Raw genomic sequence first — 21,765 nt, forward strand, 5'->3', positions numbered from 1 at the left:
GCCTCACCGGAGGTGGTGCTGGGGGGAAGCGAGGATCGCCCGCGCGACGGCGGTGATGGCCCCGTTGAACGTGGCGTCGACCTTGGCGGTCGCCGACACACCGGCCACGCCGAGGATGAGGTTCTTCTCCCGGGTGCTCAGCTTCTGGCCCACGAGCCGCAGGGACAGCGCGTCCACGTACGCCCCGGCGGTCGCCGGCGGCTTGACCAGCTTCTCCGGTGCGGTGTACGTGAAGACGGTGCGGTAGCCCGCCACGATCTCGCCGGCCTCGTTCCAGCCGTTGACCATCGTGCCGGCCGAGGTCCACGCGACGTAGACGTCGGGGTAGCCGTCCGGGGTCGGCTGACCCATCGGGTACTGGCCCAGCTCGCGCAGCTTGTCGTGGATCTGCCGCAGGCCCCGGGCGAACGGGGTGCGCTTGTTGTCGCCGTTGTCGTTCTTGGCCGACGCCTCGGGCGAGACGCCCAGGGTGCGGTACGTGGCGACCAGGTACTCCATCGGGCGGCGCACCTTCTGGCCCACCGCCGCCCAGAACTCGGACGAGCTGAACAGCGTCATCAGCACCGGCTTGATCATGCCGTTGTTGCTGCTGTACGTCTTGGCCAGCCGGTCCACGAGGGACTTCGGCGGGGTGTCCGAGACGAACCGGGTCGCCAGGCTCTGCGCCACGTACTTCGCGGTCGAGGGGTGCAGCGCGATGTAGGTGATGTACTTGTCGATCGCCGCGTCGACTGCGGCGATCTCCTTGGCCGTCGGGTTGTTGACGTCCTTGATGCTGAACGTGTTGGGGTGGGTGAAGCCGAGGATCTTCACCTTGCCCATGTAGTGCTGGTTGACGCGCAGGACGTACTGGCCCTTGTCGTCGACGCCACGGCCGGTCTGGAGCATGGCGGCCTGCCGGACGTCACCCTCCTTGTAGCCGCCGTCGACGCCGACCGAGTACAGCTCGAGGTTCTCCCGGGCGAGGTTCTCGTTGATGGCGTCCTTGCGGGAGTCCTTCTGGTTCAGGTAGATCAGCAGCGCGGGGTGCTTGTTCGCCGCGACCAGCATCTCCGGGTAGCTGCCGAGCGCGTGCTTGCGCACGACGTCCTTGTCGAAGGAGGTCCGGTAGACCTCCCCGCCGTCGAAGTCGGCGGCGATGTGCAGGAAGTCGTTCCAGAAGTCGACCATCACCTCGAAGAGCTGGCGCTTCGACCAGATCTGCCGGGCCAGGGTCGCGTCGACGACCTCCCGCTCCGGCTGGGCGCCCTGGTCGTTGAGCTTGTCCCGCTGGTCGCGCAGCTGCTGGACGGAGAGCGACTGGGTGGGCAGCTCGGAGAGCTTCAGCTCGGCCTTGCTCGGCTCGATCTTGTCCGGGTCGAGCTGCCCCCGGATCCACGCGTCGATGCCCTGCTTCTTGATGTCGGCGACCACGGCGGGCGTCGCCCCGAAGGTGGTCCGCCGGGCCAGGTGCAGGATCGGGTCCTTGGCGAGCACGGTCTTGACGGTCACCGTGGTCGCCGCGGCGGCCGCCGCCGGGCCGGATAAGGTACGACCACCGGCGGGCGCGTTCTTCTTCAGCGCCTCACCGGCGCGCGAGCCCATGTAGCTCTCGTTCTGCTCGGTGTAGGTACGCACCGTGCTGGGCTGCTGGCCGCTGGGTCGCGCCGCGGTCCCGTCGGTCACCGTGCTGCCGGTCGCGTCCGCCGACGCCTCGTCACCGAAGAGGTCGCGGAACTGCGGGGTCATGGCGAGCGCCGCGCCACCGGCCACGACGGCAGCGGTGCCACCGAGGGCCGCCATGGCCTTGCGCCGGCCGACCTTGCGGCCGGGCTGGTCGTCGTCGTCCAGAGTGGGCAGACCGGCGCCGGCCGGGCCGGACGGGGCGGGACGGCCGAGGCCCTCCGGCCCGACCCACTGCGGCCCACGCGGGGCGGGAGCGGGCTGGGCGTTGTACGCGTACCCGTCGCCGTACTGCTCACGCGGGTCGCCCTGCGCCGGGTAGCCGCCCTGGTAGGGGTGGGGCGAGTCGTTTCCGTACGACCCGGACGCGGTGGGGTCGCCGTACGTGTCCGAGGTGTGGTGCTGGCGTCCGTCCCAGCCGCGGTCGTCCCGCGGTCGACGTGGTGGCACATTCTGGTCGGCCATGTACCAATCCGATTTCTGATGAGCGCCGGAAGCTGCGACCGAGCGGGTGCGGCAGGTGCGGCGACTGTTGCCTGAGGGGGTTGCTACGGCAAGGTAACCAAGCGCTCAGGTGCCTTCAAGGCGGGCCGAACACGCCCGTGACGGCACTTAAGACAGCCCTCACCACGGCATTCGTGGCCGGCGGCCCGTTCGGTCCGGGCTCCGACCTTCCCAGCAGGGCGGACGCGCGGCAGCCGGGTACGGATCGGACCGCGCCGCCGTACGCGCCACGATCTTCACTGTTCACCACCACAGGCAAACTTAAGGTTTGGATAAGCCGGACGTGAGGTTGCCTCACCTAGGAAAAGTAGGAGGAGCGGTCGAGCGTGAGCCGCCGCCGCAGCGGGTATGCCGCCGAACCGCTGAACGCGTGAGGGGAAGGCAGCGCCATGCTCAGCAAAGAGGATCAGCGCAGGTTCGACCAGATCACCCGTCAGCTCCGGGAGAGCGACCCGGCATTCTTCGCCCGACTCGACCATCGGGTCCGGGCCCGTCGGGGCCGATATCTGATGTTGTTGACCATCGTGCTCTGGGCGTCGCTGCCGGCGATGGCCGTGTTCGCCGGGCGGCTGGCCGGCGCGATCTGCGCGGTGGTGCTGGTGGCCAACGCGGCGATCATGTGGCGGTTCCGCCGCCGCTGGACGTGACGGTTCACCCCGGTCCGAAGGCACGGTACGCGCGACGCAGCCGTTCCAGTAGGCCGGGCCCGCCGATGGCCGGTGCCGGCGGACCGAGCTGGCGCAGCAGGAGATCCGGCCCGGTGGCCAGTCGGGGTGGCCGGTCGGGCAACGGCACGGGTGACGCCCAGAAGCGGTCCACCGCCTCCGCGACACCGGTGGCGGCCAGCCCGGCGAGCGCCCGGGACGCGCCGGCCGCTGGCAGGACGTCGACCGCCGAGGGGCCAGTGTCCACGATGGAGGTCTGCGGGGGCGATGTAGGCGTGCCGGCCGCCTCGGCGCGGCGGGCGCGTAGCCGGCCGAGCAGGTCGGCGCGGGATCGGCCACGCCAGTGCAGCAGCTCGAACGGGTCCGCGTCGAACGCCTCGGCGAGCAGGTAGAACGTGGCCGCGAGGTGTTTGCACGGCACGGCGAAGTCGGGGCAGTTGCACCGCTGGGTCAGCTGGTCGACACCGGCCGGGAACAGCGGAGCGCCCGCCGCCGCGAACAGCTCCTCCAGCTCGTCGGGAAGGTCCCCGGCGAGCAGACGGGCACTGAAGAACGCCTGCCCGGCCAGCTCGTCCTCGATGCGGGACCAGAGCGCCTCCGGGAAGACCTCCAGCGCGATGGAGACCTCGTACGGCCGGGGCCGGGAACCCTGCACCTGGGCGGTGACCCGACCGGGTGCGACGTCGAGCCGGAGGACCTGACCGGCCCGCGCGTACGACCGGCCGCGGGTCAGCCGGGTGCCGAGGGCGAACGACTCCAGCACCTCCAGGAACCGCCGGGACCACCAGGACCGCCCGATGGCGCCCCGGGTGCTGCGTGCCTTCAGCCCTCCGTCGACCTTGCGGGGGCGGCCGTAGTCGGCGAACCGCTCGCTCACTCCACCACCGCCCCGGCCTCCAGTGCGAACAGGTCCCGGAGCTGACCGGTGGACAGCTCGGTGATCCACTGTTCGCCGGTGCCGACGACCCGCTCGGCGAGGCTGCGCTTGTCGGCGATCAGCGCGGCCACCTTCTCCTCGACCGTGCCCGCGCAGACGAACTTGCGGACCTGCACCCGTCGCCGCTGCCCGATCCGGAACGCCCGGTCGGTGGCCTGGTCCTCCACCGCCGGGTTCCACCACCTGTCGACGTGCACCACGTGGTTGGCGGCGGTCAGGGTGAGGCCGGTGCCACCGGCCTTGAGGGACAGCACGAACAGCGGCGGACCCTCGGCGGACTGGAAGCGCTGCACCATGGCGTCCCGCTCGGCCTTGCCGAGCCCACCGTGCAGGAACAGCACCTCCCGGCCGAAGCGCGCGGACAGGTGCCCGCGCAACATCGCGCCGAACTCCGCGTACTGGGTGAACAGCAGCGCCCGCTCCCCCGCCGCCAGGACCTCCTCCAGGATCTCGGTGAGCCGGGCCAGCTTGCCCGAGCGTCCGTCCAGCGGGGAGCCGTCGCGCAGCAGTTGGGCCGGGTGGTTGCAGACCTGCTTGAGCCGGGTCATGGTGGCCAGCACCAGTCCGCGTCGCTCGATGCCGTCGCTGGTCTCGATCCGGGCGAGCATGTCGTCGACCACCACCCGGTAGAGGGCGGCCTGCTCGGCCGTGAGGTTGCAGACCACCTCCATCTCCAACTTCTCCGGCAGGTCCGAGATGATCGACGAGTCGGTCTTGAGCCGGCGCAGCACGAACGGGCCGGTGATCCGGCGCAGCCGCTCGGCGGCCTCCGCGTCACCGTGCCGCTCGATCGGCTCGGCGAACCGCTTGCGGAACGTCGCGGCCGGGCCGAGCAGCCCCGGATTGGCGAACTGCATGATCGACCAGAGGTCGGCGAGGCGGTTCTCCACCGGCGTACCCGTCACCGCCACCCGCTGCCGGGCCGGCAGCGCGCGGACCGCCTCGGCCTGCCGGGTGGAGGCGTTCTTAATCGCCTGCGCCTCGTCCACCACCACCCGGTGCCAGTCGATGCCGGCCAGGTCGACGGCGTCCCGGGCAGCCACCGAGTAGGTGGTGAGGACCACGTCCGCGCCGTGCGCGGCCGTCGTGAACTCCGCCCCCCGCGCCCGCTCCGCCCCATGGTGTACGTGCACCCGCAGCCCCGGCGTGAACTTCGCCGCCTCCCGCTGCCAGTTGCCCACCAACGACATCGGACAGACGAGCAGCGTCGGTCCGGCGTCCGGCGGATCTCCGGCGAGCAGCGCGAGCAGCTGCACGGTCTTGCCCAGCCCCATGTCGTCGGCCAGTACGCCGCCGAGCCCCAGCGACCGCAGGAAGGCCAGCCAGGCCAACCCCCGCCGCTGGTACGGCCGCAGCGTCCCGGCGAAGCCCGGCGGCGGGTCGAGCGGGGTGAGCCGGTGCTCGACCGCCCCGGCGAGCAGGTCGCCCAACGCCCCGTCGGCGCTCACCTCCAGCACCGGGAGCGCCCCGGTGTCGTCGCCGTCGGTGAGCCCCAGGCGCAGCAGGTCGGCGACGGTCAGCTCGCCGGCCGAGCGGAGCAGGCGCAGACCGGCGGCGAGCCGCCCCGGGTCCAGCTCCACCCACCGGCCACGCAGCCGTACCAGTGGGGTCTTCAGCTCGGCCAACGCCGCCAACTCCTCGGCCGACAGTGGCTGGTCGCCGAGCGCGATCTCCCAGCGGTAGTCGACGAGCGCGTCCAACCCGACACCGGCCTCGGTGCCGGCCACCGTGCCGGGCGCGGTACGGCTGCGGGCGCGCAGCCGAGCGCCGAGCCGCGCCGACGGGCGCTGCCACCAGGAGGGCAGCAGCACTCCGAAGCCGGCCGCGTGCAGCACCGGGGCGCCCTCGCTGAGGAACCGGTGCGCGCCCTCGACGTCCAATTCCATCGCCTCGGGCGCGGCGGTGCGCAGCGCGGCGTCCAGGTCGGGCCAGAGTCGGCTGGCCCGACCCAGCTCGGCGAGCAGGGTCTCCTGCGGGCTACCGGTGCGGCCGGCGGGACCGTCGAGCGTGTGCGCCCGCCAGACCTCGGCGGCGTCGACGTGCAGGCCCGGCTCGTCGGCGGCCTGCAACCCGAACTCCAACCGCCACCGCGCGCCACCCTCGGCCAGCTCAGGGCCGTTCCTGCGGATGAACGGAGGCGACACGTCGCCCGGCATTGGACGGGTGGCCAGGATCGGTTCGGTGACCTCGTCAGGGGCCGGCTCGACCAGCCGGAAACTGGCCCGCACGGCCCCACCGGCCGCGTCACGCTGCCACTCGTCCAGCTCGATACGCAGGAGGTCCAGCGCCGCCCGGTCGAGGGTGAAGTCGCGGCGGGGCCCGGCCAGCGCGGCCAGCCAGGCCGGCGCGGGTCCACCCGGACGCAGTCCCCGGGCCAGGGTGGTGCTCGCGAGGGCGGCCCGCGCGGCGGCGTCGGTGAGCGCGTCGAGCGCGTCCGCCACGAGCGCGGCGACGGTCAGCTCACCGTCGGCGGCATCGTCAACCGCTCGGGCTGCCGGGGGCAGGGCCAACGCCAGCGAGCGCGCCCAGGCGGCGTCGGTGCCGGTGAGCAGCGGCCGCCACACCGCTCGCGCCACCATCTGGGCCCGCTCATCGACCCGGCGGGCCATGCCGGCACCGGCACGGCCGACAGCGGCCGGGACGGCACCGGCCAGGGCGGTCGTGTCGGTCGTAGCGTGGACGCCCGGCAGGACGCGGCCCCGGGCCACCAGGTCGGCGGCGAAGTCGGCCAGTTCGGCGAGGTGCCGCAGGGTCGCCCCGGGCACCACCGGGAGTTCGTCCAGGGAGCGGAGCAGGGGCAGGGCGTCGTCTGGGGCGTACACCAGGGTGGGCACCTGCCACGCGGCGAGGGTGAGCCGGCCGCGGGCCGGCGGTGCGACGGTGGTCCGGATCAGCTCGGGCGAGTCGGTCGGCGCGCCCGCCCGGGTGGGCAGGGTGAGCAGCGCGGTGGCCGGGCTGGCCGGCTCGGCGGCGTCGGCGAGGGCCGCGACCAGGTCGGCGTGCCCGGCGGCGAAGGGGTGCGGCCGCTTCCGGGGTGGCCGGCCGGAGCGCGCGACGGGTACCGGCGCGGTGCTGTCCTCGGCCCACACGGCGAGCCTGGAGCCGGGCAGCCACAGCCCGTGGATGACCAGCACGTACTCCCCCTCGTCGCCGCCCCGGCCCAGGATAGGCGGCCCCGCGCGACAAGCCCGCGCCGATCTTGCGGTTTCTGTCGTCGACCTGCGTGGTAATGCCCGTTGCGTCGGGACAGAATGTGCAAGATCGACGAGTCGAGGGTTACCGCCAGGCTCAGAGCGCGCCGGTCGACCCGTCGGTCAGCTCCCGCAGGATGTCGGCGTGGCCGGCGTGCCGGGCGGTCTCCTCGATCAGGTGGACCAGGATCCAGCGCACCGACACCTCACCGAGCTGCGGGTGTGGCACCACGTGGTCGAGGTCGAAACGCGCGGCGACCGCGCGCGATCTGTCGCAGGCCCGCTGGTACGCCTCGACGAGCCCGTCGACCGTGTCCTGATCGTCGAGGGTGAAGCTCGCGACCGCGTCCTCCTCCGAGTGGAGGTAGACGTCGCCGGGCTCGGGCGCCAGCAGCACCGGAAACCAGTTCCGCTCGACACGCGTCAGGTGCTTGACCAGCCCGGCGAGTGTCGTCGCGGAGGGCACCAGCCGGCGGGCCGCCTCGGCGTCGGACAGGCCGCGCAGCTTGCGCAGCACGACACCACGGTGGAAGTCGAGGAACGACTCCAGGATGGCGCGCTCGTCCCCGACGCGGGCGAGCACGGGTCCGAGCGTCGGATCGATGGTCTGCTCAGTCATGTCGCCGACCCTAGCCGCGGCGGAACCCTCGCGCTGCCCCCGATCCCGCTGCGAGCCGGCCGCACGGCGGGCAGGATGGGCGCATGGCTTCCTCCGTGCAGATTCCTCTCGTCGGCGGCACGGCGGACGGGCAGACCGTCACCGTCGAACTGGACACCAACGGCCGCCCGCCGCTCACCCACCACCATCTCGGACCCGGTGGACTGGCCGAGGCGCAGATCTACGAGTTGGAGTCCGCCCGCGAGGAGGCCCGCGAGTGGCGCTACCGGTGGACCGGCCCGGCGGTGTGACCGCGGGTCAGGCGCGGGTGAGGGTCCGGTTGCGCAGCCGGTCCAACACGCCGCGGGTGACCTCGGAGGTGCCGCGGGCCTGCTCACAGACCTCCGCGACCCGGCGGGCCGTGGCCTCGGCGCGCTCCGCACGTTCGTCCCAGAGGCGGTCGACCTCGGCCAGCAGCGGCCCCTCCACCTCCCGTTCCACACCGCGCAGCGCCGGTACGCCGAGCCGTTGGGCCAGGTCGAAGACCTTTCCGGCGTACGGCAGCGGCAGGAACGGCGTACCCACCATCGCCGCGAAGATCAGGAAGTGCAGGCGCATGCCGACGGCGAGGTCGAAGTGGCGCATCAAGCCGAGCACCTGCTCCGGCGAGTAGGTGCCGTGCAGGATTCGCCCCCGCTCGGCGGCGACCATGTGCGACAGCACCCCGTGCGAGTGCCGGATGTCGTCGCGTTCCATCGGCACGAACAGGACGTACGCGTCGATGCGGTGCACCAGGAAGTCACCGATCTGGGCGAGCAGCCGGTGGTAGCCGTCGACGTCGAGGCGTTCCGCGGCCCGTCCCGGCTCCCGGACGCTGATCCCGACCAGCCTCTTGCCGGCCGGCACCCCCTCCTCGGTGAGCAGGTGCGCCGGGAAGTCGGCCGGCTCCAGGAGGAACGCCGGGTCGGCGGTGACCGTGATCGGGTTGAGCAGTCCGGCTTCCTCCAGGACCATCCGGGACTCCTGGTCCCGGACGGTCACCTGGGTCGCGCCGGCGAGGGTCTCGCGGACCATGCCCGTGTCGACCGCGTCGCTGAGCGGCCCGACCCCCACCGCGTACGTGATGAGGGGCAGGCCGCGTTCCTGGGCGACCCGGACGACCCGCAGGTAGCGGCGGGCCTCCCGGTCGTAGAGGATGCCGCCGCCGCCCAGGATGAGCAGGTCGAGCTGAGCCAGCACCAACGCCGAGTCGGTGCGGCTGACGCCCTCCCACGGCACCGCCTCCACGTCCGGGTGGGCGGCCCGGGTGTGTTCCGGGTGGCGGGAGAAAACGATGATCCGCGCGTTCGGTTCCTGCGTGCGTAGATCGGTGAGCAGGCCGGTGAGGATCGCCTCGTCGCCGAGGTTCCGGCCGCCGTACGAGCCGAGCACACCGATGGTCAGTCCGGCGCCATGCGTCATCCGTCGCTCCTCCCCAGGTGCGGTCCGCGCGGGTTTCCCGCTGGGCAGGTGAACAGTCCCGGTTCAGCTCGGTGGGTCGATCCGCTTCGCCATCTGCTGCGACGTGACCTCGAAGCCCAGGCTCCGGTAGAGCCCGATCGCGACGGTGTTCGTGCCGAAGACGTTCAACCCCAGCTCGGGTACGCCCAGACTGGCCAGTTCCGCCTCGATGAGCTGGATCATCCGGCGCGCGTACCCACGCCCTCGGTGCGCCGGATCCACCTCGATGTTGTGAATCCACGCCTGCGTCGAGCCGAGCACGCCCGTCGCGCCGGGCAGGGTCACCCAGATCCATCCGACCTCGGTGTCGTCGACCCGCGCCACCCGCAGCAGGACCCCCTCGCTGGCCGCACCGGCGGGCAGTCCTTCCCGCAGTTGCTGCGCCGACCGCTCCCGGGCCGCCTCCGGGGTCATGCCCCGATGCGCGACCAGGTCCTCGGCGTACCCCACCTCCAGCGGTTCCCACAGCCGGGCCAGTTCCTGCTCGGTCATCGGCGTCAATGTCAACTCCACCGGGGGCCTCCCCTTCGATTCCTGATCCGGCACGTAGTGCAGCAGAACCACGCGGGACGTCGCCAGCGGAATACCCGCCACGGGGCCTCGACCCGCCCGATCGGCTGGGAGGTCCCGGGAAATGGGTTGTTCGTCGGGCCGGGCCGGGCGCACCGTGGCCGGATGCAGGGGACAGCGACGCGGATCGGCTGGGGTGATCTACCGGCGGCGGTCAGATCCGCCGTGGAGGGCATCATCGGTGATCGGGTGGTCGAGGCGGTGTCCCAGTCGGGCGGCTACTCGCCGGGCACCGCCGACCGGGTCCGCACCGCGACCGGCCGGCGGGCGTTCGTGAAGGCGGTCAGCCCGGCACAGAACCCCGACAGCCCGGTCATGCACCGCGCCGAGGCCCGCACCGCCGGCGCGCTTCCGGCGACCGCGCCGACGCCCCGCCTGCTGGGCTGCCACGACGACGGCGAGTGGGTGGCGCTGGTCTTCTCCGACGTGGACGGGCGACACCCGACGGTCCCGTGGCGGGCCGACGAGCTGAGCCGTGTGCTGACGACGCTGGAGACGATGGCCGCCGCGCTCACCCCGAGCCCCGTCGCACACGTCCCTTCCGCCGCCGAACTGCTGGCCGGAGACTTCGCGGGTTGGCACCGGATCGCCGCCGACCCGCCGCCACGACTCGACCCGTGGGCTCGGGCGCACCTCGACGAACTGCGGGCCGCCGCCGACGAGGGCGTCGCCGCGCTGGGCGGGGACACGCTCTGCCACGTGGACGTACGGGCCGACAACCTGCTGCTCGACGCGTCCGGCGCGGTGACCGTCGTCGACTGGCCGTGGGCGTGCCGGGGGCCGGCCTGGCTGGACACCGCGTTGCTGCTGGTCAACGTACGGCTGCACGGCGGGCACGACACCGAGGCGATGCTGCGCCGGCTGCCGCTCACCGCCGACGTCGACCCGGCCGCGCTCACCGGGGTGTACGCCGGGCTGGCCGCTTTCTTCGCCGACAGCGCCCGCCGTCCGCCGCCGCCCGGCATCCCCGCCATACGGGCGTTCCAGCAGGCCCAGGCCGATGCCCTGCTTCCCTGGCTGGCTGCCCGCCTCGGCTGACGCCGGGCCGGTCAGGGTGCGGTGGGTGCCGACTCCAGGTGGCGCGCCAACTGCCCCAGGTCGTCGAGGCGCAGGTCGCCGTCGAGCCCCTTGAGGGCAGCGGTCATCGCGCCGGCCGCGCGTCCGGCCTGCAACCCGACCTCGGCGTCCTCGACGACCAGGCAGCGCACCGGTGGCACGGCGAGCAGCGCGGCGGCGCGTAGGTAGCCCTCAGGGGCCGGCTTGCCCGCGCGCACGTCCTCGACGGTGACCAGGACGGGCGCGGTGATGCCGGCGGCACCGAGCCGGGCCTCGGCCAGCCGGACGTCGGCACTGGTCACCACCGCCCAGGGCAACCCCAACCGGGCCAACGTCGACAGCAGCTCGAGCGCGCCCGGGGTGGCCGTCACGTCGGACAGGTCGTCGTACTGCAACGCCAACTGCCGTGCCGCCGCCACGGCGACCGCGGCGTCGTCGAGCGCGGGAAGGAGCCGCCTGATCGTCTGGTCGGCGGGTCTGCCGTGCGCGATCGCGAGTGCCGCCGCCGGCTCGACGGCGTACTCGGACGCCCAGCGCTCCCAGGCCCGCTCGACGGCGGCGTCGGAGTCGACAAGGGTGCCGTCCATGTCGAGGAGCACCGCGCCGATGCTGGACAGATCCACGTGACCACCCCCTGTTCCCGCCCGAGCATAGGGGGCGTCCCGTCAGCCCTCGCGGTCGACGGCGGGACGCGCGGCGTCGACGTGAGCTGGTGGGCGAGCTGCCGGCGGGTGCTGCGGGCGGCGATCAGCCCGGTCAGGGCGGCGGCGGCCTACGTGGACAGTGAGGTGATCAGCGCGATGGCGACCGTGCCCTGCACGCGCCCATTGTGTCGGTGGGTGGCCTCTGGACGACATCCGGCGGCCGCCGTCGGCGAGCAACTCCGCGACGGTGGCCCGGGAGCGGGCCAGGCTGCGCATCCTTTCGGAGTCAGCGTCGGGTGCGGTTGCGGCGTACGGCCCAGACTCCACCGGCGACAGCCACCGCCAGCGGCAGCAGACAACAGATACTCAGGACCGCAAGGTGCCACGGTTTGATCGCGCCCATAGCCGCGAAGGCTATCCGGTGCGGTCAACTGCCGATTGCGCACCGAGGGCAGCAGTCCCGGCCGCCGACGAGCGGGAGGCCGTCGATCAGGTACGCGGTGGTTCCGCGCCGAAGCAGTGGCGGCAACGGGTCGACTACGAGACGGTACGGGCCTGCGCCGAGACGATGGTGCCCCGCACGGTCGCGATCGACGACGCCATACGTGACCACGGGACCGGCTCGTCGAGACGTTGGCAGCCGCAGGGCATCGCCCCGACGAACCGACAACGTGGATCTGGGAGGGCGTCGTGCCGTACCTGACGGCTGCCGAGGTGTCCACGACGGTCGCCGCGCTCGCCGTCTGCTCGGCGCCGACGAGCCGCCTCGTGGTCAACTTCCAGCTTCCCGGGACGTCGCTGACGCTGGGTCGGCTCGTCGCACGGTTGCTGATGGCGTCCACCGGGCGGCGCAGCTTCTGGGCGACCGAGCCGTGGCGCTCGACCTGGACACCGGCCGCCGTGACCGCGTTGCTCACCCGACACGGCTTCACCGTCACCGGCGACCACGACCTGCTCGACACGGCGCGAGCACTCGGCCTGCCGATCCGGCGGGCCACGTCACTCGCGCACAGCCGGGTGCTGGTCGCCGAACGCGCCTGACACCGCGACCCAGCTCCGTCCGCCCGCCCCCACTGGTCTGCCACGACGGCACCAGCCGGCGGGTGACGCGGTCGATAACAATCGATGTACATTGATGCATGATTTGGTCCGGACGATCGCGCCGGAGTCCAGGGTGTCGCTCCGCTGCCGGCGGCGGTCGCCGCCCGTCCACGGAAGGACGAACGTCGTGAGACGCAACAGACTGCTTTCATCCCTGGTGGCAGCGCTCACCCTGGTCGGAACGGCGATCGTGGCGGTCACCACCATGGCCGCCGCCCCGGCCCTGGCCGCGCCGGTCACGATCCAGAACGGTACGCAGTTCACCGACACCACCGGCAACCTGCTGCACGCGCACGGTGGTGGGGTGCTCAAGGTCGGCGACTACTACTACTGGTTCGGTGAGAACCGCAACGCCAACAACACGTTCCGGGCGGTCTCCGTCTACCGCTCCACCAACCTGCGCGACTGGGAGTTCCGCAACAACGTGCTGACCCAGTCGTCGGCGGCGGAACTGCAGTCGGCCAACATCGAGCGGCCGAAGGTCATCTACAACGCCAGCACCAACCGGTACGTGATGTGGATGCACAAGGAGAACGGCAGTGACTACGGCGAGGCCAGGGCCGCCGTCGCCTCCTCGGCCACCGTGGACGGCACCTACACGTACCACGGCAGCTTCCGGCCGCTGGGCAACATGTCGAGGGACATCACGCTCTACAACGACGGCGGTACCGCCTACATGATCTCCGCCGGCGACGAGAACCGCGACCTGCTCATCTACCGCCTCACCGCCGACTACCTCTCCGTGGCCACGCTGGTAGGCAACTTCTGGAACGACGGCAACCGCGAGGCGCCGGCCCTGTTCAAGCGCGGCAGCACCTACTTCCTGCTCACCTCGGGCCTGACCGGTTGGAGCCCGAACCAGGCCAGGTACGCCACGGCGTCCAGCATTTCCGGCCCGTGGAGCGGCATGACCAACGTCGGGGACTCGACCACCTTCCGCTCCCAGTCGGCCTTCGTGCTCCCCATCCAGGGCACGTCGACGACGAGCTACCTCTACCTCGGCGACCGCTGGGCCGGCGCCTGGGGCGGGCCGGTCAACGATTCCCAGTACGTGTGGTTGCCGATCGCGTTCCCCTCCGCGACGACCATGAGCCTGACCTGGTATCCCACCATCACCATTGACGCCGCAGCGGGCACCGTCACCGGAGAGGCGCCGCTCTCCTACCGCATCACCAACCGCAACAGCGGCAAGGTGGTCGACGTGCTGGACCATGCCGTCACCGACAACGCCGAAGTGAGGCAATGGTCCTGGAACGGCGGCGCGAACCAGAAGTGGGAGTTCCGCGACACCGGCGACGGCTTCTTCCGGATCGTCAACCAGAACAGCGGCAAATGCCTCGACGTCGCCAACGCCTCCACCGCCAACAACGCCAACGTCGTCCAGTACACCTGCGGCGGGGGCACCAACCAGCAGTGGCAGTGGGTCGCCACCGGCAACTACTACCAGCTGCGCGCCCGACACAGCGGCAAGTGCCTGGACGTGGTGAGCAGCGGCACGGCAGATGGCACCGACATCACCCAGTACACCTGCGGAACCGGCACCAACCAGCAGTGGACCCGCACCCAGTCCTGACATCGCCGTTCGCGGAGGCTCGGTTCGGCTGGCCGGTTGCTGCACTTCGCTGCCGTCAGACGAGGCGCTGGATGCGGACCTTGGGGCGCTCGTTCCGGAGGTGGCTGTGCTTGTGTTGGCGGACCTGTTCGTCCCAGACCTCCTGGTCGTAGTCCGGGTCCGGTGGGATCCACTTGTGCGAGCCGTCGCTGTAGTGGAACTTCTCGTCGCCAGGCCGCAGGATGCTCATCGAGTCCACCCGAGGAAGCGGTAGTGAAGGTGGCTGGCGGGAACGTGGGCCAAGTCCTGGGTGGCGTCGACGAGATGGGCGGCCAGGTAGAGAGCCAGCAATACCGGAGCTCGGTCGTATTCGGCTTGCAGCTCTCGGCGCCGAGTCTGGCATGGCCACTCCCCCGCACAGCCGCCGCACGTCCAGTCGGGCTTGATCGGGTGGTGACCGGTCACTGCGTGCCGCCCTGATCGGGCCAGTGGCCGCGGCTGATCGGTATGCGGTGGCGGCTTCGGCATGGCAGCTCGCCGCCGCAGCGGCAGATATGCCGCCAATGCCGCCAGGACCAGACGGTCCGGTGACGGCGAGCCAGAGTCAACGCAACCGCCAAGACGTACTCGTCGTATGAGACTCGCTTCACCAGCTCGCCACTCCCGCTCGCGCGGTGGTCTGCCGTGGTGCCCAAGTCGAAGGACGCACTGCCGCCTCCTCGTGCCGCAGCAATCTGGAGGCGTGGATGCCCGAGCCCGGGGGACGCGCCGGACATCCACGCCAGCGAGGACGGCCCACAGCGCCAACCGAGGGAATCGACCTCTTCCGAAATCTCCCACAGGTACCGTTGGGTAGTCAAGGGCTGACGTAGGTGGTCTACTCGTGTTGCCAACCGAGGAGAGCCACGTGCCACCGCGTTACCGCTACGAACAGATCGCCGACGATCTCGCCGCACGCATCGCGTCTGGCGAGTTCCAGCCCGGCTCCAAGCTGCCCAGTCGGCGGGAGCTGATCGAGCACTACGGGGTTACCGAGCCGGTGATCGACCGCGCCATGCAGGTATTGCGGATCAAGGGTATGACTGAGACCCTGCCCGGCGTGGGAGTCTTTGTCGCGGAATAGCGAGGGCTGTGAACTGCCGAAGCCGGCCCTACCCACACGCCAAACTTGCTGCCGTGCAGCAGGCGTCAGTCCACGAACGTCCGTGGACGTCCGCAGTCGCTCGATAATCACTCAGCCCGTACTGGGGCTGGAACTGCCCCGCCCCCTGAGGGAGGTCGAGATGCCATCGAACTTCACCGACCTTGCCGACTACCTCCGCGATTTCAAGCCCGGCGGCTACCCGGTAGCCCGGGTCAAGGAGATGGTCTGCCTCCGGTGCGCGGGCAGGACCTTCGCCGTCGGGACGGTCACCTGGTCGAACGACGAGACGAGGTCCATCGCGTTCGAGGTAGACGGGGCACCGCAGGGCCCTCTCGATGGCGACACGATCTACTCGGTGATCGCCGAAAGCTGGCACGACGTGAGTGGGACACTGCACCACGACGGCACCTATCCAGCCTGCCTGGCCGGCGAAAAGGACGAGCCCGACTCGATGGACCAGCGCCGTGTCGAGCTTGAGGTCCTACACCGAGACACGGGCGCGCAGCCACAGCACATCGCCGTCCACGTCCATTGCCTCGATTAGGGACATGAGCCCGGGTGCCCCGCAGCGCTCTGCCGCACGTCGTCCAAGCCATCGCCCGGCACGCCGACGTAGAGCTCGCGCTGAAGGTATAGGCCGTGTGTCAAGGTCCTCGGTCGAGCAGAGGGGCGGACGGCGGACACCACGATGAGGGTGATGCCTGTGAGTCATCTTGATGACCCACAGGCATCACGCTCAATGGAGGGGGCGGCTCCGATCCGGCCGGACCACGGGCCCGCGAGCGACGGTTCACCAGCGGCCGAAACGGCCGGTCCTCTCGGCCTCCGCAGGCCGGCCAGGGGCTTTGACACACGGCCTAGTCGCATGCCAACCTCCAAGCGGTGCGCCAGGCGCTGGGCAACCTCGACGGAGGCGGCTTTCGTAGGCCCCGTTGCCGTCATCGCCCCAGAAAATGATCTTCTCGGCGCGCTTCGGCTGGTGAAGGGTGGGCGCGGCAGGTTTCGAACCTGCGACCCCTCGCTTGTAAGGCGAGTGCTCTCCCACTGAGCTACGCGCCCCGGAACGCCCCGTGTGCGGCGGGCCGGTGGCTGGCAAGCCTACCTGCTCGCCGCCGCCCCGACCGCACGCGTACCCCCCCTCAGATGGTCGCGTCGGCGATGGCCGTGCGCCAGCCCTGCTGGTCGCGGGCCTCGCCGGGGCCGTTCATCTCGGCGAAGCGGACCACGCCGGCCTTGTCGATGACGAACGTGCCCCGGTTGGCGATGCCGGCCACGTCGTTGAAGACCCCGTACGCCTGGGCGACGCCACCGTGCGGCCAGAAATCGGCCAGCAGCGGGAACTGGTAGCCCTCCCGGTCGGCCCAGATCTTGTGGCTGTAGACCGAGTCGACGCTGACCGTCAGCACCTGGACGTCGTCGTTGGCGTACTCCCCGAGGTTGTCCCGCACCTCGGCCAGCTCGCCCTGGCAGGTGCCGGTGAACGCCAGCGGGTAGAAGACCAGCAGCACGGCGCGCCTGCCGCGGAAGTCCGAGAGCCGGACCTCCTGGTTGTTCTGGTCCTTGAGCACGAAGTCCGGCGCCTGGGCGCCCACCTCGATGGGCATGCGGCCCTCCTCGGGTCGACTGGGGGGACGGGGTCAGCCCGGCGCGCCCGACGGCGGACCGCCGGGACGCGAGGGGGCGAGAACGGGTTACTTACTTCTTGGCCTTGGCCCCTCGGCGTAGCACCAGACGGGCACCGCTCCAGTCCCGGCCGGCGTTGACGGTCGAAGTCTGCTGGAGGCCGGCGGTGGGCGCGGACTCCGCGACCTCACTCGGCTCGACGTGCCCCTCGCGCCCCGCCTTGGGGGTGAGGAGCCACACGACCCCGTTGTCGGCCAGCGGGCCGAGGGCGTCGACGAGCAGCTCGAAGAGGTCACCGTCACCGTCGCGGTACCACACGAGCACCGCGTCGACCACCTCGTCGGTGTCCTCGTCGACCAGATCTCCACAGCGGTCGGTCAGGGCGTCCCGGAGATCCTGGTCGACGTCGTCGTCGTACCCCATCTCCATGACGACCATCCCCGGTTCGATGCCGAACCGGTCCGCCAGGCTGCGTACCCCGTCGGCGGCCTGACCAGCGGTCGCGCTCACTGTCGCGTGCCTCCTCATCTCGTCCCTGCTCGCGGCGTCGGACCGACGCCGTCAGGCAAAGTCCACACAGTTGTGCGTCTGCGCGCAAGTGGCGCACCGGGTGGAACGGAATTTACCGTGCCAGCAGCGTACGGGCACCGTCGGTAATGGCTTCCGGGGAGACCAGAACATGACGTGCCGCCGGACCTAATGGTACAAACGAGTCAACTCCGGCTACCCGCCGCGCTGCACCGACATATCCGGCGTCGACCAGCGCGGCGATCACGCCCTCGCCGACCCCGCCCGACCGGCGTGTCTCGTCCACCACCAGCACCCTGCCGGTCGCCGAGGACTCGCGGATGATGTCGGCCACCGGCAGGGGCGCCAGCCAGCGCAGGTCCACCACGCGGGTGCCCACGCCCTCCTCGGCGAGCACGGCCGCGGCCCGCAGCGACATCCGCACCCCGTTACCGAAGGTGATGATGGTCAGGTCGTCCGCCGAGCCGATCCGGTAGACCCGGGCCCGGCCGATCGGCACGTGCCCGGCCACCCACGAGCCCGGCTCGGGATAGCCGGCCAGCCACTCTCCGTCGCCATCGGCGTACAGGTCGCGGGTGTGGTACAGCGCGATCGGCTCCAGGAACACGCAGACGCTGCCGTCCACCGCCGCGCTCGCCAGACAGGTCCGCAGCATGGGCGCGGCGTCGTCCGGCCGCGCCGGCACCGCGATCACCAGACCGGGCACATCCCGGAGTACGGCCACCGAGTTGTCGTTGTGGAAGTGCCCGCCGAACCCCTGCTGGTACGCCAACCCGGCCACCCGCACCACCATCGGGTTGCGAAATGCGCCCCGCGAGAAGAACTGCATGGTGGCGGCCTCGCCGCGGAGCTGGTCCTCGGCGTTGTGCAGGTACGCCAGGTACTGGATCTCCGGCACCGGCAGCATCCCGGCCAGCCCGGCGCCCAGGCCCAAACCCAGCACCGACGTCTCGTCGAGCAGCGTGTCGAAGACCCGGGCCGCCCCGAACCGGTCGCGCAGGCCCTTCGTCACGCCGTACACGCCGCCCTTCGCGGCCACGTCCTCGCCGAAGACCGCCATCTGCGGGTGGTCGAGCAGCCCGTCCGCGAGCGCCGCGTTGATGCTCTGCGCCAGGGTCATCGGCCCGCTCAGCTCCGGCGGCTTGCCCCCGAACGCCTCCTCGCGGGCCGCCGCGCCCGGCCCGCTGGCCCGAGCCGCCGCGTCGGCCACGGCCCGCGCCACGCGTACCGGGCGGCGGGGCGCCAGCGCCGACACCACGTCGGCGGCGGAGGCCAGTTTCGGCTCGCCCAGCACCTCCTCGGCGAGCCGGCGTACCTGCCAGCCCGTCTCGTCGTACCGGGCCAGCAGCTCCTCGGCGGTCGCCACGCCGGCGTCGACGAGCAGCCGCGCGGTGGCGGCCACCGGGTCCCGGTCCAGGTCCTCGGCCAGCTCGGCCGGGCTGCGGTACGCCGACTCCGCATCGGCCCCGGCGTGGCCCATGAGCCGGATCGTGCGCAGGTGCAGCACGGCGGGCCGCCGGTACCGACGTACCCAGGCGGCAGCCTCCTGCGTTACCGCGTACGTCCCCACGGGATCGGCACCGTCCGCGCTGAAGTAGCGGATGCCCGGCTTGGCGCGCAGCGTCGCCTCCACCCAGCCCTCCGGCGAGCGGACGCTGATGCCCAGCCCGTTGTCCTCGCAGACGAAGAGCACCGGGATGCGCAGGCCGGCATGGTCGTACCAGCCCGCGGTGTTCAGGGCGGCGGTGGCGCTGGCGTGGTTGACCGACGCGTCGCCGAACGAGCAGACCACGATGGCATCCGGCGGCCAGGGGACGTGCGCCGCGCCGGCGCCGCTACCGACACGCACTCCGGCCCCGGTACGCCGCCCGGCGGTGTCCAGCCGGCGCAGCCGCTCCACGGCCAGCCCCATCCCGACCGCGCGGGGCAGGTGCGAGGCGATGGTGGAGGTGGTCGGCACCACGGCCAGATCGGCACGGCCGAACACCTTGTGCCGGCCGCCGGCGATCGGCTCCTCGCTGGACGCGACCATCCCCCGCAACACGTCCCGGGCCGCCTCCGCGTACGGCACGAAGCCACCGACGGCTGCCTCGGGGCCGCCCGGCTCGGGTTCGGAGTCCGGGCCCGGGGCGTCGGCGGCCGGGGACGTCGGGGCGTCGGCGGGGGGTGTCGGGGAGTCGGCGGCGACCTGGGCGGCGCGGACGCAGTAGAAGGCACCGGAGCGGTAGTGCAGCAGCGCCGGGTCGGTGGGGCGCAGCGCAGCCGCGACGGCGGCGTTGCCCTCGTGTCCGGACGAGCCGATCGTGTAGAAACCCTCCCCGAAGCTGCGCAGCCAGCGCCCGGCCAGGTCGAGTTGCCGGCTGGTCACCTGCGCGTCGAACAGATCGAGCAGTCGGGCACCGGTCAGCGGGGCGTCGTCGGTGACCGGATCGGCGAGGTCACGCCGTTGCGCTGGAGCGGGCAGCGCCGCCAGCGTCTCCCGGAACCGGTCGTCGAGATCTTGCGGGGTGGTCACGTCCGACAGCATTACCGACGCAGGCCATCGTCGCCCAGTGGGACACGGCCGGCGCAGGTCGACTCACTGCGGGTCGCAGGGCTCCGGAAAACCGCCGTCGGACGCCTTCCACACCAGGTCACGCAGGGTGGACAGCTCCTCGTCGCTCAACGCGGCGAGGAGTCGGGAGTCGGACATCACCTCGGACACCCGGTCCCGCACGACGCGCCCGTCACCGGTCACCACGAGCGTCTTCTGTCGGCGGTCAGCCGGGGCGGTCCGGCGCTCGACCAGGCCGGCCTGCTCCAGCTTGTCGACGAGCGCCGTCACGTTCGACCGGTCACAGCCCAGCCGGTCGGCGAGGTCCCGTGCCGGCATCGGACGGTCTGGGTCCAGCTCGTGCAACGCCCGGGCCGCCGCCGGGGTGAGCCCCAACTCGACGAACGCGCTGCCCTGCCGATGCCGCAGGGAAGCCGTCAGGTGGGCCATCCGACCCATCGCGTCGGCGGCCAGCCCGGCCCGGTTCCCCTGTCGGCCCGCCGCAGAGCCCCCCTCCGGTGCCACCACCACATGGTACGCGTCACCCGAACCACCCAGCTCAGCGATGAGGCCGCACCGCGTCAGCCTGCCGGGCCTCGTCAGCCTGCCGGGCCGTGCCTGCCTGCCGCGCCCGCCTGCCGGCCGGGCCGTGCCCGCCGGGCTCGGTCGGGCGATGTCGGATGAGGGCTCGCGTCGGGCGCGGCCGCAACGGCCGCCGGGCGGTCAAGATCCGCGCAACTTCGCGAAAGTGCTGCCTCGGTGCGCCCGGAGGCAGCAGTTTCGGGTCAGTTGCGCGGATCTTGGGGCGGGACGGTGGCCTGTGCCGCGGCATGCCGTCCATGATCGCGCTGGAACCAAGTAGTGGCCTCCCCGGCCGCGCGACACCACTGGATCCAGGATCGAGCACGATCTTGGCGGGGCGGGGCGGGGCGGGGCGGGGCGGGGCGGGGCGGGACGCGGGCGAGGCGGGGCGCGGGCGTCAGGCGTCAGGCGGGCAGGAACGAGAAGCGGACCTGGCGGGTGGGGTTGTCGCCGTTGGTGTCGACCAGGCAGACGGACTGCCAGGTGCCCAGGGCCAGTCGACCGGAGAGCACCGGCAGCGTGGCGTACGGCGGGACGAAGGCCGGCAGAACGTGGTCCCGGCCGTGCCCGGGTGAGCCGTGCCGGTGTCGCCAGCGGTTGTCGGTCGGCAGCAGCGCGTCGATGGCGGTGAGCAGGTCGTCGTCGGAGCCCGACCCGGTTTCGATGATCGCCAGCCCAGCCGTGGCGTGCGGCACGAAGACGTGCAGCAGGCCGTCGCCCTCGCCGGAGACGAAGCTCTGTGCCTCGGCGGTGATGTCCCGGACGGTCGGCCTGGACCCGGTCTGGACGGTGATCACGTCACTGCGCATACGTCGCATTCTGCCGCAACGTGCGATCAGGAGCCGCCGCCACCGCCACCGGAGTCCCCACCGCCGCCGGAGAAGCCACCCCCGGAGTCGCCGCCGCCGAAGAAGCCGCCGCCGGAGTCGCCGCTCCCGCCATCGGAGCCGCTCCCGCCATCATCGGAGCGGTCCCCGCCGCCCGGCTCGCCGTAGTACATCAGGGGCACGCTGGTGTCGGCGTGCCGTCGGCGCGGACCGGGCACACGACGAGGCCCCCGTCGGGGCGCGGATGCGCGCAGTCCAGCGCGTAGCTGCACCGCGCCGAGCGCCATCGCTCCGGCGCCGAGAATCGTGATCGGCAGCACAGCGGTGCCCCCGGCAAGGAGCACCGGCAAGGAGAGAAGCGCCCCGAGTGCGCCAACCGAGAGGATCACGCCGCAGCTCACCACCCGCAGCCGGTTCATATTCGGCACCGTAGCGAGCCCGGGCAAGCGGTCAGCGGGGCCGCCGTAGCGCTAAGCTACCGACGGGTACCTGTGTTCAGCATCGCGTCCGGGGGACCTGGACGTGACGACGGGTGCCACCAGGGGGCA

General features: G+C 71.8%; 20 protein-coding genes, 1 tRNA gene and 3 pseudogenes. 8 read left to right on the forward strand and 16 right to left on the reverse strand.

The features are described from left to right. Window positions 1-3 precede the first annotated feature (3 nt). On the reverse strand, window positions 4-2,127 hold the full coding sequence (locus ACGFH9_RS21770; protein ID WP_393222119.1) for a DUF1800 family protein: 2,124 nt from the start codon (window positions 2,125-2,127) through the stop codon (window positions 4-6). 428 nt (window positions 2,128-2,555) lie between these two features. On the opposite strand from ACGFH9_RS21770, the gene ACGFH9_RS21775 reads away from it, so the two are divergent. Next, window positions 2,556-2,813, forward strand: a complete 258-nt coding sequence (locus ACGFH9_RS21775; protein WP_234586377.1) for a DUF3040 domain-containing protein — start codon at window positions 2,556-2,558, stop codon at window positions 2,811-2,813. Window positions 2,814-2,817: 4 nt separating this feature from the next. On the opposite strand, the gene ACGFH9_RS21780 is transcribed toward ACGFH9_RS21775, so the two are convergent. The 4 genes and pseudogenes from ACGFH9_RS21780 to ACGFH9_RS21795 form a co-directional block, all read right to left on the reverse strand. After that, the gene (locus tag ACGFH9_RS21780; protein ID WP_393222121.1) at window positions 2,818-3,708 is read right to left on the reverse strand and encodes an SWIM zinc finger family protein; all 891 of its coding nucleotides are present in this window, start codon (window positions 3,706-3,708) and stop codon (window positions 2,818-2,820) included. Further along, window positions 3,705-5,876 (reverse strand): annotated as a pseudogene (locus tag ACGFH9_RS21785) (DEAD/DEAH box helicase); the annotation flags it as partial. The pseudogene ACGFH9_RS21785 and the gene ACGFH9_RS21780, both read right to left, overlap by 4 nt. An 80-nt stretch (window positions 5,877-5,956) precedes the next feature. Further along, window positions 5,957-6,902, reverse strand: a pseudogene (locus tag ACGFH9_RS21790) (ATP-dependent helicase); the annotation flags it as partial. Window positions 6,903-7,056: 154 nt separating this feature from the next. Further along, complete coding sequence (locus tag ACGFH9_RS21795) at window positions 7,057-7,578, reverse strand: DinB family protein (RefSeq protein WP_393222124.1); 522 nt, start codon at window positions 7,576-7,578, stop codon at window positions 7,057-7,059. Window positions 7,579-7,661: 83 nt separating this feature from the next. Between ACGFH9_RS21795 and ACGFH9_RS21800 the strand changes: the two genes are divergently transcribed. Further along, on the forward strand, window positions 7,662-7,868 hold the full coding sequence (locus tag ACGFH9_RS21800) for a hypothetical protein (protein ID WP_393222127.1): 207 nt from the start codon (window positions 7,662-7,664) through the stop codon (window positions 7,866-7,868). Window positions 7,869-7,875: 7 nt separating this feature from the next. On the opposite strand, the gene ACGFH9_RS21805 is transcribed toward ACGFH9_RS21800, so the two are convergent. Next, window positions 7,876-9,018 (reverse strand): polysaccharide pyruvyl transferase family protein, encoded by a 1,143-nt coding sequence (locus tag ACGFH9_RS21805; RefSeq protein ID WP_393222129.1) that lies wholly within the window; start codon window positions 9,016-9,018, stop codon window positions 7,876-7,878. Window positions 9,019-9,081: 63 nt separating this feature from the next. Continuing rightward, window positions 9,082-9,570 (reverse strand): GNAT family N-acetyltransferase, encoded by a 489-nt coding sequence (locus tag ACGFH9_RS21810; protein ID WP_393222131.1) that lies wholly within the window; start codon window positions 9,568-9,570, stop codon window positions 9,082-9,084. 162 nt (window positions 9,571-9,732) lie between these two features. Between ACGFH9_RS21810 and ACGFH9_RS21815 the strand changes: the two genes are divergently transcribed. Further along, a complete protein-coding gene (locus tag ACGFH9_RS21815; RefSeq protein WP_393222134.1) occupies window positions 9,733-10,665 on the forward strand; it encodes a phosphotransferase family protein in 933 nt (310 codons plus the stop codon). 11 nt (window positions 10,666-10,676) lie between these two features. Here the strand turns inward: ACGFH9_RS21815 and ACGFH9_RS21820 are convergent, their stop codons facing one another. Continuing rightward, complete coding sequence (locus tag ACGFH9_RS21820; protein WP_393222136.1) at window positions 10,677-11,306, reverse strand: HAD-IA family hydrolase; 630 nt, start codon at window positions 11,304-11,306, stop codon at window positions 10,677-10,679. 654 nt (window positions 11,307-11,960) lie between these two features. On the opposite strand from ACGFH9_RS21820, the pseudogene ACGFH9_RS21825 reads away from it, so the two are divergent. The 3 genes and pseudogenes from ACGFH9_RS21825 to ACGFH9_RS21835 form a co-directional block, all read left to right on the forward strand. Further along, window positions 11,961-12,008, forward strand: a pseudogene (locus ACGFH9_RS21825) (hypothetical protein); the annotation flags it as partial. 9 nt (window positions 12,009-12,017) lie between these two features. Continuing rightward, the gene (locus tag ACGFH9_RS21830) at window positions 12,018-12,368 is read left to right on the forward strand and encodes a hypothetical protein (protein ID WP_393222231.1); all 351 of its coding nucleotides are present in this window, start codon (window positions 12,018-12,020) and stop codon (window positions 12,366-12,368) included. 187 nt (window positions 12,369-12,555) lie between these two features. Continuing rightward, window positions 12,556-14,001 carry an RICIN domain-containing protein gene (locus ACGFH9_RS21835; RefSeq protein ID WP_393222138.1) on the forward strand — a complete coding sequence of 482 codons (1,446 nt, stop codon included), beginning with the start codon at window positions 12,556-12,558 and terminating at the stop codon, window positions 13,999-14,001. Between the two features lie 55 nt (window positions 14,002-14,056). Here ACGFH9_RS21835 and ACGFH9_RS21840 read toward each other — a convergent pair whose 3' ends face one another. Next, the gene (locus ACGFH9_RS21840; protein ID WP_358002673.1) at window positions 14,057-14,230 is read right to left on the reverse strand and encodes a hypothetical protein; all 174 of its coding nucleotides are present in this window, start codon (window positions 14,228-14,230) and stop codon (window positions 14,057-14,059) included. 657 nt (window positions 14,231-14,887) lie between these two features. Here ACGFH9_RS21840 and ACGFH9_RS21845 point away from each other — a divergent pair. After that, window positions 14,888-15,103, forward strand: coding sequence for a winged helix-turn-helix domain-containing protein (locus tag ACGFH9_RS21845; RefSeq protein ID WP_393222141.1), 216 nt, complete (start codon window positions 14,888-14,890; stop codon window positions 15,101-15,103). A gap of 160 nt (window positions 15,104-15,263) precedes the next feature. Then, window positions 15,264-15,668, forward strand: a complete 405-nt coding sequence (locus ACGFH9_RS21850) for a hypothetical protein (protein WP_393222144.1) — start codon at window positions 15,264-15,266, stop codon at window positions 15,666-15,668. Between the two features lie 443 nt (window positions 15,669-16,111). Here the strand turns inward: ACGFH9_RS21850 and ACGFH9_RS21855 are convergent. From ACGFH9_RS21855 to ACGFH9_RS21885, 7 genes are all read right to left on the reverse strand, one after another. Beyond that, a tRNA-Val gene (locus tag ACGFH9_RS21855) sits at window positions 16,112-16,183 on the reverse strand. 80 nt (window positions 16,184-16,263) lie between these two features. After that, complete coding sequence (locus ACGFH9_RS21860; protein WP_393222147.1) at window positions 16,264-16,728, reverse strand: peroxiredoxin; 465 nt, start codon at window positions 16,726-16,728, stop codon at window positions 16,264-16,266. Window positions 16,729-16,819: 91 nt separating this feature from the next. Further along, on the reverse strand, window positions 16,820-17,257 hold the full coding sequence (locus tag ACGFH9_RS21865) for a DUF3052 domain-containing protein (RefSeq protein WP_030330240.1): 438 nt from the start codon (window positions 17,255-17,257) through the stop codon (window positions 16,820-16,822). A 112-nt stretch (window positions 17,258-17,369) separates the two neighbouring features. Next, window positions 17,370-19,802 (reverse strand): thiamine pyrophosphate-dependent enzyme, encoded by a 2,433-nt coding sequence (locus ACGFH9_RS21870; RefSeq protein ID WP_393222150.1) that lies wholly within the window; start codon window positions 19,800-19,802, stop codon window positions 17,370-17,372. A gap of 51 nt (window positions 19,803-19,853) precedes the next feature. After that, window positions 19,854-20,267 (reverse strand): MarR family winged helix-turn-helix transcriptional regulator, encoded by a 414-nt coding sequence (locus tag ACGFH9_RS21875; protein WP_393222226.1) that lies wholly within the window; start codon window positions 20,265-20,267, stop codon window positions 19,854-19,856. Window positions 20,268-20,794: 527 nt separating this feature from the next. Then, window positions 20,795-21,199, reverse strand: coding sequence for a YjbQ family protein (locus ACGFH9_RS21880; RefSeq protein WP_355241288.1), 405 nt, complete (start codon window positions 21,197-21,199; stop codon window positions 20,795-20,797). 26 nt (window positions 21,200-21,225) lie between these two features. Further along, complete coding sequence (locus ACGFH9_RS21885; RefSeq protein WP_393222152.1) at window positions 21,226-21,636, reverse strand: hypothetical protein; 411 nt, start codon at window positions 21,634-21,636, stop codon at window positions 21,226-21,228. Window positions 21,637-21,765: the final 129 nt, after the last annotated feature.

This window comes from Micromonospora sp. NPDC049102 (assembly GCF_043197485.1).
Lineage (GTDB): Bacteria > Actinomycetota > Actinomycetes > Mycobacteriales > Micromonosporaceae > Micromonospora.

What these genes read in the sequence shown, in the direction of transcription:
- ACGFH9_RS21870 (WP_393222150.1), bottom strand. Translation starts at nt 19,802, where the DNA reads ATGCTGTCGGACGTGACCACCCCGCAAGATCTCGACGACCGGTTCCGG.
- ACGFH9_RS21850 (WP_393222144.1), top strand. Translation starts at nt 15,264, where the DNA reads ATGCCATCGAACTTCACCGACCTTGCCGACTACCTCCGCGATTTCAAG.
- ACGFH9_RS21800 (WP_393222127.1), top strand. Translation starts at nt 7,662, where the DNA reads ATGGCTTCCTCCGTGCAGATTCCTCTCGTCGGCGGCACGGCGGACGGG.
- ACGFH9_RS21885 (WP_393222152.1), bottom strand. Translation starts at nt 21,636, where the DNA reads ATGAACCGGCTGCGGGTGGTGAGCTGCGGCGTGATCCTCTCGGTTGGC.
- ACGFH9_RS21770 (WP_393222119.1), bottom strand. Translation starts at nt 2,127, where the DNA reads ATGGCCGACCAGAATGTGCCACCACGTCGACCGCGGGACGACCGCGGC.
- ACGFH9_RS21815 (WP_393222134.1), top strand. Translation starts at nt 9,733, where the DNA reads ATGCAGGGGACAGCGACGCGGATCGGCTGGGGTGATCTACCGGCGGCG.
- ACGFH9_RS21795 (WP_393222124.1), bottom strand. Translation starts at nt 7,578, where the DNA reads ATGACTGAGCAGACCATCGATCCGACGCTCGGACCCGTGCTCGCCCGC.
- ACGFH9_RS21880 (WP_355241288.1), bottom strand. Translation starts at nt 21,199, where the DNA reads ATGCGCAGTGACGTGATCACCGTCCAGACCGGGTCCAGGCCGACCGTC.
- ACGFH9_RS21860 (WP_393222147.1), bottom strand. Translation starts at nt 16,728, where the DNA reads ATGCCCATCGAGGTGGGCGCCCAGGCGCCGGACTTCGTGCTCAAGGAC.
- ACGFH9_RS21875 (WP_393222226.1), bottom strand. Translation starts at nt 20,267, where the DNA reads ATGGGTCGGATGGCCCACCTGACGGCTTCCCTGCGGCATCGGCAGGGC.
- ACGFH9_RS21805 (WP_393222129.1), bottom strand. Translation starts at nt 9,018, where the DNA reads ATGACGCATGGCGCCGGACTGACCATCGGTGTGCTCGGCTCGTACGGC.
- ACGFH9_RS21840 (WP_358002673.1), bottom strand. Translation starts at nt 14,230, where the DNA reads ATGAGCATCCTGCGGCCTGGCGACGAGAAGTTCCACTACAGCGACGGC.
- ACGFH9_RS21775 (WP_234586377.1), top strand. Translation starts at nt 2,556, where the DNA reads ATGCTCAGCAAAGAGGATCAGCGCAGGTTCGACCAGATCACCCGTCAG.